This window comes from Nocardia sp. NBC_00511, assembly GCF_045161165.1.
Taxonomy (GTDB): Bacteria; Actinomycetota; Actinomycetes; order Mycobacteriales; family Mycobacteriaceae; genus Nocardia.
The window spans coordinates 5,615,005-5,628,464 of record NZ_CP107849.1 but is presented as its reverse complement, the minus strand read 5'-3'; the positions used below and the strand labels follow the sequence as shown (position 1 = coordinate 5,628,464).

Sequence of the window (13,460 nt, the reverse complement as noted above, 5' to 3'; positions counted from 1 at the left end):
GCCTGGGACAAGCGGGTACGGGTTTGCATCCCAGATCACAGTGCGAAAGCCAGGCGCGATAACTGCACCGTTACCGAAGGTTCATGCGGGCCGGGCAGGATCGGTACGTATGAACCCGAGACAGGTGGTCGCCTGGATCGCGCTGCTCGGCGCGGTCCTCGGCGGCGCGGCGCTGCTGGACCGGATCGGGTTTCCCGCGCCGCAGATGATTCTTGCCATCATGGTCGGCGCGGCCCTGGCCCTCGCCGGGCGACTGCCCGCGCCGCTGCCCCGCCGGGTGAACCTCGGCGTGCAGGCCATGCTCGGCGTGCTGATGGGCAGCTATCTGCAAGTGTCACTGCTGGTTTCGATCGGGTGGGGACTGCTGCCGGTGCTGGCGGTCACCGCCGCCACGGTGGTGGTGAGCGTGCTGGTGGCCATCGTGTTCGCGCGAATCACCAAGGTGGACTTGCCGACCGCGACCCTCGGCATGCTGGCGGGCGGCTCGGCGGCGGTGGTCGCGGCCGCGGACGAACTCGACGCGGATCCCCGCCGGGTGGCGTTCATGCAGTACCTGCGGGTGGCACTGGTGGCGTTGAGCGCACCGGCGATCGCGGCCGTGCTCGATGACAAGGAGGGGCTCGCCTACGGTCCGGTGAGCCTCGGCGGTTCGGTCACCGATCCGTCGCTGCCGTACTGGATGGTCGTCGGTCGCGGGGATCAGCTCGCCGGACTGTCCATCGCGATCATCCTGTGCCTCATCGGCATTCGAGTGGGTGGCTGGCTGCGGCTGCCGAACGCGGCACTGCTGGGACCGATGCTCGTCACCGCCGTGGTGACGGGACTGGGCATCAGTCACGGCTACGCGCCCACCCATATATTCAAGGATCTGCTGTTCGTGCTCATCGGATTCGAGGTGGGCACCCGCTTCACCCGCGAGGTGGTGCGCGAGATGGCCCGGATGATCCCGGCCATGACGGTCGCGGTGCTGGCGCTGTCCGGGATCGTGGCGGGTCTGGCACTGGGGCTGGCCACCCTGGTCGATCTGGAGATGTCGGATCTCTACCTGGCGACCACGCCCGGCGGCATCAACGCGGTGCTGGCCACCGCCGACAAGATGAATGCCGACCTGCCGCTCATCACCGGCGTGCAGACGATTCGGCTGCTGGTTATGATGATGCTGTTGCCGCTGCTCATCTCTCGAATCCGTAGGTACGAAACCACCAGAACGCGGCCAGCGTCCACACCAGCACGAAGCTTGTGAGCACCAGCCCGCCGAGCACGGGCAGCAGCCAGCGGGGTGCGCCGCTGATCCGCAGCGACAGCATTTTCGATGCGAAAGCGCCGTAGAAGACGACGCCCGAGATCGAATGCGCGACGACCCGCGGCGGCATGCCGTGGCCGAATTGGAAGCCGAAGGTATAGAGGCAGTAGAAGGCCACCGGCAGGCTGAGCAGGAACGCCAGCGCGCCCGACAACCGGTGATAGATGTGCACAGATCTGGGCGCGTGAAAACAGTAAATCCATACGGCAGTGAGCAATTGGCCGATCACCAGCAGCAGTACGAGGCTGCCCAGGTAGGCCTTGAAGGTCTGCGGTTCCGAGAAGCCCCAGACGGGTAGTTGTTCGGTGCCGGGGAAGTAGTGGGTGCCCGCGACACCGAGGACGACCGCGACCGCGGCGCCGGTGAGCAGGATGGGGAGGGCTATCAGATTGCGTCGGGTCGCGGTGAGAACGCTTGTCTGCTGGGACATTTCACGATCTCCCGAATGAGGTTGCCGGGCAAGCGATTACGAGGCGGGGTTTCAGGGCCACAGCTGTAGATACGGTGCGGGGTTACAGCGGCCGGATTTCGAATTGCCACGTAATTGCCAGAGTGCCGACCTGTCAAGGTCGGATTGGGGCTCGATTCGAGCAAGATCAAAGACTTTCCAGATCACAGCTTCGCATCGGGCGTTACTCGTGTGACTAATGTGATTATTGAATACGAAAGTGATTGCTTGATTGGTTGCTGAAGAGATGCGAAACGCCGATGAAACGCCGAGAAATAGGGCAAATCACGGTATATCGCGATTCAGGGACTAAATTTCTCTGTGATCTGAAACACTTTGTGTTTCGAATTGAATTGCCAGGTCAGCGCTTGTATTGATGCAGGTCCAAAGGGTACCGCACGAGCTGGTTCACTTTCTGTTCACTTTTGGTTCAGGCTGTGTTAACTAAGCGCAATCAAGCTGTGACCTTGTAGGAAACAGACCGAGAGTCTGTATGGCGCAAGGAGACGTGAACACACATGCGATACGTGATCACCACATCTGCATAGCTCCACGGAGCGCCAATTCCATTGGCCCGTAACGGGTCTCACAACAGCAACTGACAACAGCCCGCAGCGTGCAGGTGAGCGTCGAACGACGTCCACATGGTACCGCGCTGCCTTCTTCAGGCCTGCGAGCCCGAAACCGAACAGGAATCCGAATTCGCCATGCCCACGAATGCCAAGACTGCTCTCAGTGACCCTGCCAGACGCGGCAAGGTGATCTCCGCCGTTCGCACGGCCGGGACCGCCGCCCTCGCGCTCGGCGTCTTCGGCTCGATCATCACCGCCGCCGGTTCCGCCAGCGGCGACGTCGAGCCGGCCGCACTGAAGGCCACCATCGCCGCAGCCGCGCCCGCAGCCCCCGCTGTGGCCCCGGCCGCCGAGAAGCCCGTCCAGGCGCCCGCTCCGGCCCCCATGCCGGCCCCCGCGCCCGTCCCGGCCGTCGTCGTGGCGCCCCCCGCGCCCGTGTACCCGGACAACCTGGATGGCTGGATCCGTCAGGCGCTGGACATCATGTCCTCGCGCGGCATCCCCGGCAGCTACGACGGCATCCTGCGCAACGTGCTGCGTGAGTCCAGTGGCAACCCCCAGGCGATCAACCTCTACGACTCCAATGCCGCCATGGGCATCCCGTCCAAGGGCCTGCTGCAGGTGATCGACCCCACGTTCAACGCCTACCACGTCGACGGCACCTCCACGAACATCTGGGATCCGGTCGCCAACATCGTTGCTGCCTGCAACTACGCCGCCCAGCGGTACGGCTCGATGGACAACGTCAACAGCGCGTACTGACCCGTCTTCGCCCGGTCGCCCGGGCGCTGTGGAGACTCACCGATGGCCCGTCCGATGAGGGACGGGCCATCGGCGTATCCGCAGCTGACGGCAACCTCCAAGCATCCGATTTGGCAACTATTTCGCAAACGGTCTTGATCGAAGATCGCCGAGGCGTATAAACCACCCGTGTAGCGGTTTCGGCATCCGGCCGGAACGGATAGCGAAGGGACGGGTGATGTACACCTCGAGCGCTGTCTTTCTGGCCGTGCTGCTGGCGGGTTTCGTGCTGGCGCGACTGACCACGGAACTGGTGAGCAGGAGGGCGCGCCGCAGCGGCTTCGACGCCACCGGTCTGGTCGCCGGAACCGTCTACTCCGTGATCCTGCTGATCGCCCTGCGGCTCGGTCTCGCCGTGTTCGGCCCGAATCCGGTCAGCGACTTCTTCGACTCGGTGGTCGCCTGGCTGCCTCGGCTGGCGCTGGGTTTCGCGCTCGCCGTCGTCACCGCTGTACTTGCGCGCCTGGTGCAGCACCAGGTCGCGAACCTGCTCAGCGGTCTCGAACACGGTGCGATGCTGAGCCGCTTCGCCGCCGTATTCGTCTGGGGCGCAGGACTTGTCGCCGCACTCGGGCTGATCGGCGTCGACACCTCGATCACGCTGCCGATTCTCGTCACGGTGCTCGTCGTCATCGGCGCTGTCCTGATCACCGGCTTCGGCCGCGACCTCGTTCGTTCGGTGCGGCGCACCCGCTCCGGAGCCGTTGCGCGACCGATCACGCAGGCGGGCAAGCCGATTGCCCCTGCGGTCTGACCCGCTGCTCGTGCGAGATCAGTGCGGGCGGGCCAGGGAGCAGACGGCCGCGAGGCGCAGGTGCAGCCAGTCGGTGTGCTGCCAATCCTCGGTGGTGTACGGGTTCTCGGGTGCGGCCTCGCGCAGATCCTCGAGGATGCCGCGCGCGTAACCGGCCAGCAGCACGCTGGCGGGGACCAGGCTGGAGTTCTCCACCCCGAGGTCGAGGATGTCGCGGACGGCCGCGGCATGCTGATCGATCGCCGCGGCGACACCCGGGAAAGCGTTGGCGGCCAAGGTGGCCGGAGCTCCGTGGGTGCGCTGCAGACGATTCAGGGTCTTGCGGGCCGAGACGACGAGCAGCGCGGAGCCGGGCAGAAACACGCTGGTGATGCTAGCAATTCAGCGGCTCCAGCAGTCGCCGCTGTGAGATATAGCGCACGTCGCCCCGGCACTGTGTCCGATTCAGCGGAAGGCCTTGGACCCCGTCAGTGCCTCGCCGAGGACCAGTTGATGGACCTCCGCGGTGCCCTCGTAGGTGAGAACCGATTCCAGATTGTTGGCGTGCCGCAATACCGGGTACTCAAGGGTGATGCCGTTGGCGCCGAGGATGGTCCGGCATTCGCGGGCGATGGCGATGGCCTCGCGGGTGCTGTTGAGTTTCCCGGCGCTGATCTGTTCGGGCCGGATCTCGTGGCGGTCCTTGAGTCGGCCCAGGTGGATGGCGAGCAGTTGGCCCTTGCCGAGTTCGACTGCCATATCGGCGAGTTTGGCCTGGGTGAGCTGGTAGGCGGCCAGTGGTTTGTCGAATACCTCGCGGGTACGGGTGTATTCGATGGTGGCGGTGAGGCAGTCGCGGGCGGCGCCGAGCGCACCGAAGACGATGCCGAAGCGCGCCTCGGAAAGGCAGCCCAGCGGTGCGGCCAGGCCGCGCGCCTCGGGCAGCATGGCGTCGGCGGGCAGCCGGACGCCGTCGAGGGAGAGTTCCGCGGTGATCGAGGCGCGCAGCGAGAGCTTGTGATGCATCTCCCGGGCGCTGAATCCCGTTGTGTCCGTAGGGACCAGGAAGCCGCGGATGACATCGCGCTCGCCCTCGCGGGACTGCGCCCACACCACCGCCACGTCGGCCACCGATCCGTTGGTGATCCACATCTTGGAGCCGTCGAGCACCCAGTCGTCGCCGTCGCGGCGGGCCCGGGTTCGCATGCCGCTCGGGTTGGAACCGAAATCCGGTTCGGTGAGCCCGAAGCAGCCGATCGCGCGCCCGGCCGCCATCTCCGGCAGCCACCGCAGCTTCTGTTCCTCCGAGCCGTACTTGTGGACGGCGGTCATGGCCAGTGACCCCTGCACCGAAACCATGCTTCGCACACCGGAATCCACGGCTTCCAGCTCCAGGCAGGCCAGCCCGTAGGCGGTCGCGGAGGTCCCCGCGCAGCCGTACCCATCCAGGTGCATGCCCAGCAGTCCGAGCTTGCCGAGCTCCGGCGCGAGTTCACGCGCCGGGAAGGTCCCCGCCTCGAACCACTCCGCCACGTGCGGTCGCAATCGATCCGCCGCGAACGCGCGCACGGTATCCCGAATATCGCGCTCTTCGTCGTTCAGCAGGGAATCGATGGCGAACAGCTCATCCACGGTGACCATGCGCCCCACGATATGACCGCGCCGGGCGCGCCGACAACGCCGCGCCGCAGCCGGACGGTTTCGGGTCCAGAGTTTCGCGCAGTGCGTTTCGACACGCTGACCGGGTGCGATCCGGCCCCGGGGCGGGGGCGAATTCGTGGCGTCCCTAGGCTGTGGGGTATGAGCGATCAGCTGGGTTTCTCCACACGGGCGGTGCACGCCGGGTTCGATCCGGACCCTCAGACCGGTGCGGTGAACGTGCCGATCTATGCCAGTTCGACCTTCGCCCAGGATGGCGTCGGCGGGATGCGCGGCGGCTACGAGTACGCGCGCACCGGTAACCCGACCCGCACCGCCCTGGAAGCGAACCTGGCGGCGCTGGAATCGGGCACCTACGGACGGGCTTTCGCCTCGGGCATGGCGGCGACCGACTGTGCGCTGCGCTCGCTGCTGCGTCCCGGCGATCACCTGGTGATCCCGAACGACGCCTACGGCGGCACCTTCCGGCTGATCGACAAGGTCTTCACCCAGTGGGGGATCGAGTACTCGGTGGCCCCGGTCTCGGATGTGGACGCGGTCGCCGCGGCCATGCGGCCCAACACCAAGCTGGTGTGGGTCGAGACGCCGACCAATCCGCTGCTGAACATCGGCGATATCGCCGGGATCGCGGATGTGGCGCACGCGGGTGGCGCGAAGCTGGTCGTGGACAACACCTTCGCCTCCCCGTACCTGCAGCAGCCGCTGCTGCTGGGCGCGGACATCGTGCTGCACTCGACCACCAAGTACCTGGGCGGGCACTCCGACGTGGTCGGTGGCGCGCTGATCACCAACGATCAGGAGCTGGACGTCAAGTTCGCGTTCCTGCAGAACGGCGCGGGCGCGGTCCCCGGTCCGACCGACGCGTTCCTGACGCTGCGCGGCATCAAGACCCTCGCGCTGCGGATGGATCGGCACTGCGACAACGCCGAGACCATCGCCGAGTTCCTGTCCAACCACCCGAAGATCGCGCAGGTCATCTACCCGGGCCTGCCCGAGCACCCGGGCCACACCACCGCGCAGAAGCAGATGCGTCGTTTCGGCGGCATGATCTCGGTGCGCGTGCACGGCGGTAAGGAAGCGGCGCTGGACTTCTGCGCCAAGACCAAGATCTTCACCCTGGCCGAGTCGCTGGGCGGCGTCGAGTCGCTCATCGAGCACCCGGGCGCGATGACGCACGCCTCCACCGCCGGTTCGGCGCTGGAGGTGCCCGCCGACCTGGTCCGCCTGTCGGTCGGCATCGAGGACATCAGCGACCTGCTCGCCGATATCGAGCGCGCCCTCGCCTGATCAGTGAAACACGAAGCGCCGCACCAGAATCTGGTGCGGCGCTTGGTGTATTCGCAGTCGAATTCGGGGTCCCCGGTCCGGGCGGTCCCGGCGCATCAGCTGTGGTACGGCTCCGCGGAGACGAGAGTCACCTTCATGACGTTGCCGTTGGGCAGCGTGTATTCGCGGGTCTCGCCGACCTTGGAGTCGATGAGCGCGCGACCCAGCGGCGAGCTGGGCGAGTAGGTTTCGAGGTTGTCGCTGCTGAGGCCCTCTTCGCGGGTGGCGATGAGGAAGGTCTCGGTGTCGGACTCGTCGCCGTCGTAGTAGACCTTGACGACGGAGCCGGGCAGCGCCACTCCGGACTTGGTCGGGGCGACGCCCACCTTGGCGTTGTTCAGCAGTTCCTGCAGCTGGCGGATCCGCGCCTCCTGCTGGCCCTGCTCCTCGCGCGCCGCGTGATAGCCGCCGTTCTCCTTGAGGTCGCCTTCTTCACGGCGTTCGTTGATTTCGGCCGCGATGACGGGACGGTTGGCGATGAGTACGCCGAGCTCACTCGTGAGCCTCTCGTGCGCCTCCGGGGTCAGCCAAGTCACGGTCTCGGTCATCTCGATCACTCCCTAGTAGTTGTCCCCGGCAAGCCGGGATTCCCTGAACCTGCTGCGAGTACCCATCCGGAGATGGACACAACAACAGGGGACAGCCAGAGCGATCCCTGGGGAGAGTCCCGACAGCGCCGGCCGTCAATGCAGCAAACACGGCTCCGAACTCCGGAACCGTGTATCGCGCCATTTTAGCACGATTCAGAAAGGCGCAGGTAGAAGCGTCAAAGCGGGTCGCTTAACGGACTTTTCACCCTGCTCGGAGGTAGGCCGGCACCTTGTCGGAGCAGCCGTAGACATTGCCCGCACCGGCCCGGCGACTGGTCTTGATCGTGGTCGTCACGAGGACGGTGCCGCTGTCGGATCCGGGGACGAGGACCTCGCGGCGGCCGACCTCGTCGGTGTCGCCGTCCATGGCGCGCACGAAGCAGACGACCGGGGTGCCCGGATTTTTGCGTGTCACTTTGAAATCCACGCTGGTGTTGGAGTCGTCGACGATGGTGTATCCGACGCGATCGGGTTCGATGGCCTGCGGTCCGTAGGTCTTGTAGCCCAGGTACGCGACGCCGAGACCGGCCAGAACGACGACCAGGCCCAGTGCGTACGGGAGCCAGCGGCGATTCTGCCGCGGCTTGTCTCCGTAGCGGTCGGCCGGTCTTTCACTCATGGCGGAGACGCTCCCGGGGGGTAGGTCGGAACAAACATCGATCGGATGGAACTATAGGGAATGCATATCTGACGCCAGTGCCTGGACTCGGCTTAGAGCTACGAGGTGAAAAACGTGATCGTTGAGGTGAACGAGAAGTGAGTGGTCTTCGCCTCATGGCGGTGCACGCCCATCCCGATGACGAATCCAGCAAGGGCGCGGCGACGACCGCCCGCTATGCCGCCGAAGGCGACGACGTGCTGGTCGTCACGCTGACCGGCGGGGAACGCGGCGACATCCTGAATCCCGCCATGGACACCCCCGGGGTCAAGGACCGCATCACCGAGGTCCGCCGCGAGGAGATGGCTGCCGCCGCCGATGCGCTGGGTGTGCGTCAGACCTGGCTCGGTTTCATGGATTCCGGTCTGCCGGAAGGGGATCCGCTGCCGCCGCTGCCCGAGGGCAGCTTTGCGCTGGTGCCCCTGGAGGAGGCCACCGAGGCGCTGGTGCGCGTGGTCCGCGAGTTCCGGCCGCACGTCATCACCACCTATGACGAGATGGGCGGGTACCCGCATCCCGACCACATCATGTGCCACAAGGTGTCGGTCGCGGCCTACGAGGCCGCCGGTGATCCGGAGCGGTTCCCGGATGCGGGCGAGCCGTGGACACCGCTGAAGCTGTACTACAACCACGGTTTCAGCCTCACCCGCCTGGAAGCCTTCGCCGGCGAATACGAGCGCAACGGTGAGCCGTTCCCCATGCAGGAGTGGATGGACCGGATGCGCAAGTACGCCGCTGAGCGCGGCGACATCATGGGCCGGGTCACCACCCAGGTGGAGTGCGCCAAGTATTTCCCGCAGCGTGATGACGCCCTGCGCGCGCACGCCACCCAGATCGATCCCAATGGCGCTTTCTTCGCGATCCCGATCGAATTGCAGCAGCGGCTGTGGCCCACCGAGGAATTCGAGCTCGCCAAGACCCGGGTCAAGACCGCTATCCCGGAAACCGATCTGTTCGCGGGCATCGATGACACCGACACCGAGGCTGCTGACACCAAGGACGCCGACCGATGATGCTGACGCTGCTGGCGCAGTCCACCAATTCGCCCACCGGCCCCGAATTCGGTAAGGCCTCGCCGCTGGGCCTGGTCATCATCCTGGTGCTGCTGGCCGGGACCGTGCTGCTGGTGCGGAGCATGAACAAGCACATCAAGGGTCTGCCCGCGAATTTCTCCCCGGAGCATCCGGAGCCGGATCAGGAGGCCGATGACGGCACCGAGCCGGGCATCACCACCCGCGAGGAAGACGCCGCTCGCGAGGAAGACGCCACTCGCAAGCCGGAAGCCAGCAACGGCAACACCTGAGTTGTTGTCCCGCTTCATCTTCGAGCGCACACCATGCGAAACGGTGTGCGCTCGAATGCTTTACGCCTGCTTACCGGGCGGGCTGTAGGTGAGGTGGTGGTAGGCGGTGTCGAGGGGGATGTCGACGGCGAACCAGGCGGCGGGGCGGTCCTCGTCCTGGGGGCACCAGGCGGTGGCGATGCACAGGCGGGCCACCTCGTTGGTGGCCAGGGCCGGTAGGTGCCAGGCGATGTGGGCCGGATCCTCGTAGTGCACACCGTATTCGGAGTCGGCGTCGTTTTCGAAGGTGGGCAGCTGGTGTGCCCAGCCGGGCGGCATCAGGCGGCCGTCGGCGGCCTGCATGGCGAGCAGTTCGTCGTCCGCGCCGCCGACGGACACCATGAAGCGGTCGTTCTCGATGCTCAGGGCGGCGAGGCATTCACCGGGGTCCGGGCCCGCGTGCGCGTCGGCGGGCAGATCGGTGACGTCGGCCGCGATGGTGAGCCGGGGGACCGCCGTCTGTGCCTCGACCTGCCAGATGGCCGCCCACATCGGCACGGGCGCGCCGCCGTCCCAGGCGGGTACGTCGATGCTGCCGATCAGCAGGTTCACGGTGGCGCTCGGGTGCCGCCAGCGCAGTAGCCGCGACCCATTGGGCAAGAGCCACACGGTATTCGGTCCGGCCGGTAGCGTCTCGGTGCCGATCGTCACGGCGAACCCGACGATGCCGAGCGGGGTGTCGATCACGGCGGGGCGGCGATCCGCCTGAGCCAGTTGGTCGGTGGGAAGCACCTGCCCATCATGCCGGTGTCCCGCGCGCGGCTCGCGGGGTTCCCGCCTATCCGGGGTCGGGCGGAATACCGTCGGGTTGGTCGTTGCTGACGATTCGAGTACGAAACGTCGGTTTCATCTACCCCGAGAGGCAGGGCCTTGCAGGAGATCACCCTCAACAACGGCAGCGTCATTCCCCAGCTCGGCTTCGGTGTCTGGCAGGTCGAGGACGAGCAGGCGTACAGCGCGGTGAGCACCGCCCTGCAGACCGGTTACCGGCATATCGACACCGCGCGCATCTACGGCAACGAGAGCGGCGTGGGCCGTGCCGTCCGGGACTCGGGGCTGCCGCGTGACGAGGTGTTCATCACCACCAAGCTGTGGAACTCCGATCAGGGCTACGACGCGACCCTGCGCGCCTTCGACGAGAGCCTCGAGCGGCTCGGCACCGACTTCGTGGATCTGTATCTGATCCACTGGCCGACGCCCGCGCTGGATCGCTACCTCGACACCTACCGCGCGTTCGAGAAGATCTACGCCGACGGCCGCGCCAAGGCGATCGGCGTCTCCAACTTCACTCCCGAAACGCTGCGGCGGCTGGTCGCCGAGAGCGATATCGTGCCGGTGCTCAACCAGATCGAGCTGCACCCGTATTTCTCGCAGCGGGAGATGCGTGAGCTCGCGACCTCCCTCGGTGTCGCGGTCGAGGCGTGGAGTCCGCTCGGCCAGGGCGGAAGCCTGCTCGCCGAACCGGTTTTGGTGCAGCTGGCCGAGAAGTACGGCAAGACGCCCGCGCAAATCGTGCTGCGCTGGCATCTTCAGCTGGGCAATATCGTCATCCCGAAGTCGGTGACGCCGTCCCGGATCGCCGAGAACATCGACGTTTTCGATTTCGAGCTGACCGATGGTGACGTCGCGTCGATCACCGCGTTGGACGGTCCCGGCGGCCGCATCGGACCGGACCCGGAGACCTTCAACTTCGTCGGCTGACCGCTCAGGCGGTGTGGGCGCGCTGGATGCTGTGCGTGCCCGCGCGCCTGCCGGAGTGCACGCAGTCGGCCAGCGACAGGCCGCTCACGTACGAGTTCGAGCAGATGCCCACCGCGGCCCGGCCCGCGGCGAACAGGCCGGGGATGGTGCCGCCGTCGGTGGTGCGCACCGCCCCGGTGTCCTCGTCGACCAGCAGGCCGCCGAGGGTGAGCATCGGGGTCGGGTAGGTGAGGTGCGCCTTGAACGAGATGTCCAGCAGCGCAAAGGGTCCCGTGCGGATCGGGCGGCGGATATCGGCCGGTTTGCCCATCGGGTCGGGGAGGTCGGCGTCGATGGCGTCATTGTGGGCGTCCACCGTTCGGCGCAGTGCGACCGGGTCGATGCCCGCGCGCCTGGCCACCTCTTCCACCGAGCCGCCGGAGGTGCGGCCGAGCCGCAGCAGTCGTTCGGCCTGCATGCGCTGGAACCACACCGACTGCGGCCCGAGCTGGCGTCGCGCCTCGCGTTCGAGCTCGATGTCGATCAGCAGCCAGGCGCGGTTGCCGGGGGTTTCGGCGATGGCCGCGCCCAGCGTCGCACCGTAGCGGGATTCGTCGATCATGCGCTGCCCCTGGGCATTCACGGCGAGGCTGCCGAAGAAGGCGCTGGGCGGTGCGATGAACCGCCAGGTGGAGATGGCGTCCATCTTGCCGGTGTCCGCGCCCGCCGCGACGGCCATGGTGATGCCGCTGCCGTCGTCTCCGGCGGTGCCCAGCGGCAGGCCTTCGCGCCAGGGGTAGGTGGGGGCGTGCCGGGCGACCATCTCGCCGTTGGCGATGAATCCACCGGTGGTGAGGATGACACCGGAGCGAGCCTCGATGCGGATCGGGGTGCCGTGTCGTCGCTCGATGCGATCGAGCAGCGCCTGCACCGCGCGGCGCAGACCCTGGTGGTACACACCGGGTTTCGCGGAGATCCGGGCGAGCGCGGCGAAGCGCCGCCGGACCGCCGCCGGGGCGTCCCGCAGGGTGATCGCCTCGATGCCGACGACCCGGCCGTCCTCGATGACGAGCTTCGTTGCCCTGGTGCCGGTTTCGACTCGCACACCGTGCTTCGCGGCGGACGCGGCGAGCGGACCGAACAGCTTCTTGCCGGAGACGCCGCGCCCGTGCGCCCGGTGCCCGCGCTGCCGCGGTGTCGCCAATTCCCGGTAGCCGCCGGAGTTTTCGCTGCCGGAGTAGTACAGGTAGTAGTCGTCGGTGGGGTAGGACGTCTTGTACGGGCACAGTGACGGCTGGAACGGGACGCCGTGCGAGGTGAGCCAGTCGATCATGCTCGCGGATTCCTCGCAGAACTGCCGCAGGGTGCGTTCGCTGACGGCATCGCCGACCTCGGCGCGCAGGTAGGCGAGCATGTTCTCGGTGTCGTCCTCGACGCCCGCCGCGCGCTGCACCCAGGTGCCGCCGCCCGCGTACACGATGCCGCCGGACAGCGCGGTCGCCCCGCCGCCGAGGTAGCGGTCGATGGCCAGTACGTCGGCGCCGCCCGCGCGGGCGGTGAGGGCCGCGGCCACGCCCGCCCCGCCGTATCCGGCCACCACGACGTCGGCCGAAGCATCCCAGGTCTGCATGCGCAGACCATACATCAGTAGATATGTGTATGGTCAAGCCCCTGTGGGGTGGCCCGGTATCGTGTGCGGCGCGACGAGCGGAAGGGCGGAAGGCGACCGATGCGCACACACGGATGGTCCGGAGCGGCTCCGGCCGACGACGCCGAAGCCGTGCAGCGGATTCTGGCCGCGGCCCGCCGCGCCCTCGACCGATCCGGCACCGACATCGGAATCGCCGAGGTGGCAAGGGATCTCGGCGTCACCCGGCAGACCGTCTACCGCTATTTCCCCAGTGCCGAAGCGCTGCTCATCGCCACCTCTCTGGAACGCGCCGGACACTTCCTGGACGTGCTGGCCGAACACCTGACCGCGATCCGCGACCCGGCCGAAGCCGTGGTCGAGGGCATCGCCTACACCCTCGAACAACTCCCGAACGAGAAGTACATCAGCCTGCTGCTCACCCCCGGCCGCACCAATGTGTACTCGGCGGGCGTCACCTCCGACCCGGCCCGCGCCCTGGGCCGCTCCATTCTCGAACGCTTCGACATCGACTGGGCCCGAGCGGGATTCGACGACAACCGGCTCGACGAACTTGTCGAGCACATCCTGCGCATCGCCCAGTCCTTCGTCATCGATCCGGGCCGCCCACCCCGCACCGGCGCGGAACTGCGCGCCTACCTGGAGACCTGGGTCGCCCCGGCGGTGGACCGATTGCGGCGTTCCGGGGACCCTCGGTAGT

General features: G+C 67.0%; 15 protein-coding genes. 8 read left to right on the top strand and 7 right to left on the bottom strand.

Annotated elements, in window-relative coordinates; translation table 11 throughout:
- The first annotated feature begins 109 nt into the window (after positions 1-109).
- The gene (locus tag OG300_RS26415; RefSeq protein WP_405485732.1) at positions 110-1,243 is read left to right on the top strand and encodes an AbrB family transcriptional regulator; all 1,134 of its coding nucleotides are present in this window, start codon (positions 110-112) and stop codon (positions 1,241-1,243) included.
- On the opposite strand, the gene OG300_RS26410 is transcribed toward OG300_RS26415, so the two are convergent.
- Positions 1,173-1,733, bottom strand: a complete 561-nt coding sequence (locus tag OG300_RS26410; RefSeq protein WP_405485731.1) for a DUF6529 family protein — start codon at positions 1,731-1,733, stop codon at positions 1,173-1,175. The two genes, OG300_RS26415 and OG300_RS26410, sit on opposite strands and share 71 nt — an antisense overlap.
- A 725-nt stretch (positions 1,734-2,458) precedes the next feature.
- On the opposite strand from OG300_RS26410, the gene OG300_RS26405 reads away from it, so the two are divergent.
- Positions 2,459-3,085 (top strand): transglycosylase SLT domain-containing protein, encoded by a 627-nt coding sequence (locus tag OG300_RS26405; protein ID WP_405485730.1) that lies wholly within the window; start codon positions 2,459-2,461, stop codon positions 3,083-3,085.
- A gap of 217 nt (positions 3,086-3,302) precedes the next feature.
- A complete protein-coding gene (locus OG300_RS26400) occupies positions 3,303-3,878 on the top strand; it encodes a hypothetical protein (protein ID WP_405485729.1) in 576 nt (191 codons plus the stop codon).
- Positions 3,879-3,896: 18 nt separating this feature from the next.
- Here OG300_RS26400 and OG300_RS26395 read toward each other — a convergent pair whose 3' ends face one another.
- Together OG300_RS26395 and OG300_RS26390 are read right to left on the bottom strand one after the other, a co-directional pair.
- Positions 3,897-4,241 (bottom strand): DUF6401 family natural product biosynthesis protein, encoded by a 345-nt coding sequence (locus tag OG300_RS26395; RefSeq protein WP_405485728.1) that lies wholly within the window; start codon positions 4,239-4,241, stop codon positions 3,897-3,899.
- A gap of 81 nt (positions 4,242-4,322) precedes the next feature.
- Positions 4,323-5,498, bottom strand: coding sequence for an acyl-CoA dehydrogenase family protein (locus OG300_RS26390; RefSeq protein ID WP_405485727.1), 1,176 nt, complete (start codon positions 5,496-5,498; stop codon positions 4,323-4,325).
- Positions 5,499-5,657: 159 nt separating this feature from the next.
- Here OG300_RS26390 and OG300_RS26385 point away from each other — a divergent pair, with 159 nt between their 5' ends.
- The gene (locus tag OG300_RS26385) at positions 5,658-6,803 is read left to right on the top strand and encodes a cystathionine gamma-synthase (RefSeq protein WP_405485726.1); all 1,146 of its coding nucleotides are present in this window, start codon (positions 5,658-5,660) and stop codon (positions 6,801-6,803) included.
- A 95-nt stretch (positions 6,804-6,898) separates the two neighbouring features.
- Here the strand turns inward: OG300_RS26385 and greA are convergent, their stop codons facing one another.
- Together greA and OG300_RS26375 are read right to left on the bottom strand one after the other, a co-directional pair.
- The gene (gene greA, locus OG300_RS26380) at positions 6,899-7,390 is read right to left on the bottom strand and encodes a transcription elongation factor GreA (protein WP_405485725.1); all 492 of its coding nucleotides are present in this window, start codon (positions 7,388-7,390) and stop codon (positions 6,899-6,901) included.
- A gap of 244 nt (positions 7,391-7,634) precedes the next feature.
- Entirely contained in the window at positions 7,635-8,051 is a 417-nt protein-coding gene (locus tag OG300_RS26375) for a DUF4307 domain-containing protein (protein WP_405485724.1), read from the bottom strand.
- 155 nt (positions 8,052-8,206) lie between these two features.
- On the opposite strand from OG300_RS26375, the gene mca reads away from it, so the two are divergent.
- Positions 8,207-9,103, top strand: a complete 897-nt coding sequence (gene mca / locus OG300_RS26370; protein WP_405498684.1) for a mycothiol conjugate amidase Mca — start codon at positions 8,207-8,209, stop codon at positions 9,101-9,103.
- Positions 9,103-9,393 carry a hypothetical protein gene (locus OG300_RS26365; RefSeq protein WP_405498683.1) on the top strand — a complete coding sequence of 97 codons (291 nt, stop codon included), beginning with the start codon at positions 9,103-9,105 and terminating at the stop codon, positions 9,391-9,393. Before mca ends, OG300_RS26365 begins: the two co-directional genes overlap by 1 nt.
- A 60-nt stretch (positions 9,394-9,453) precedes the next feature.
- Here OG300_RS26365 and OG300_RS26360 read toward each other — a convergent pair whose 3' ends face one another.
- Positions 9,454-10,164 carry a hypothetical protein gene (locus OG300_RS26360; protein WP_405485723.1) on the bottom strand — a complete coding sequence of 237 codons (711 nt, stop codon included), beginning with the start codon at positions 10,162-10,164 and terminating at the stop codon, positions 9,454-9,456.
- Between the two features lie 147 nt (positions 10,165-10,311).
- On the opposite strand from OG300_RS26360, the gene OG300_RS26355 reads away from it, so the two are divergent.
- Entirely contained in the window at positions 10,312-11,133 is an 822-nt protein-coding gene (locus tag OG300_RS26355) for an aldo/keto reductase (protein WP_405498682.1), read from the top strand.
- 4 nt (positions 11,134-11,137) lie between these two features.
- Here the strand turns inward: OG300_RS26355 and OG300_RS26350 are convergent, their stop codons facing one another.
- The gene (locus OG300_RS26350; RefSeq protein WP_405485722.1) at positions 11,138-12,742 is read right to left on the bottom strand and encodes an FAD-binding protein; all 1,605 of its coding nucleotides are present in this window, start codon (positions 12,740-12,742) and stop codon (positions 11,138-11,140) included.
- Between the two features lie 99 nt (positions 12,743-12,841).
- On the opposite strand from OG300_RS26350, the gene OG300_RS26345 reads away from it, so the two are divergent.
- On the top strand, positions 12,842-13,459 hold the full coding sequence (locus OG300_RS26345) for a TetR/AcrR family transcriptional regulator (protein ID WP_405485721.1): 618 nt from the start codon (positions 12,842-12,844) through the stop codon (positions 13,457-13,459).
- The last annotated feature ends 1 nt before the right edge of the window (position 13,460 follow it).

Coding starts and splice junctions, on each gene's coding strand:
- OG300_RS26415 (WP_405485732.1), top strand. CDS start 110: ATGAACCCGAGACAGGTGGTCGCCTGGATCGCGCTGCTCGGCGCGGTC.
- OG300_RS26410 (WP_405485731.1), bottom strand. CDS start 1,733: ATGTCCCAGCAGACAAGCGTTCTCACCGCGACCCGACGCAATCTGATA.
- OG300_RS26405 (WP_405485730.1), top strand. CDS start 2,459: ATGCCCACGAATGCCAAGACTGCTCTCAGTGACCCTGCCAGACGCGGC.
- OG300_RS26400 (WP_405485729.1), top strand. CDS start 3,303: ATGTACACCTCGAGCGCTGTCTTTCTGGCCGTGCTGCTGGCGGGTTTC.
- OG300_RS26390 (WP_405485727.1), bottom strand. CDS start 5,498: ATGGTCACCGTGGATGAGCTGTTCGCCATCGATTCCCTGCTGAACGAC.
- OG300_RS26385 (WP_405485726.1), top strand. CDS start 5,658: ATGAGCGATCAGCTGGGTTTCTCCACACGGGCGGTGCACGCCGGGTTC.
- greA (WP_405485725.1), bottom strand. CDS start 7,390: ATGACCGAGACCGTGACTTGGCTGACCCCGGAGGCGCACGAGAGGCTC.
- OG300_RS26375 (WP_405485724.1), bottom strand. CDS start 8,051: ATGAGTGAAAGACCGGCCGACCGCTACGGAGACAAGCCGCGGCAGAAT.
- mca (WP_405498684.1), top strand. CDS start 8,207: ATGGCGGTGCACGCCCATCCCGATGACGAATCCAGCAAGGGCGCGGCG.
- OG300_RS26365 (WP_405498683.1), top strand. CDS start 9,103: ATGCTGACGCTGCTGGCGCAGTCCACCAATTCGCCCACCGGCCCCGAA.
- OG300_RS26350 (WP_405485722.1), bottom strand. CDS start 12,742: ATGCAGACCTGGGATGCTTCGGCCGACGTCGTGGTGGCCGGATACGGC.
- OG300_RS26345 (WP_405485721.1), top strand. CDS start 12,842: ATGCGCACACACGGATGGTCCGGAGCGGCTCCGGCCGACGACGCCGAA.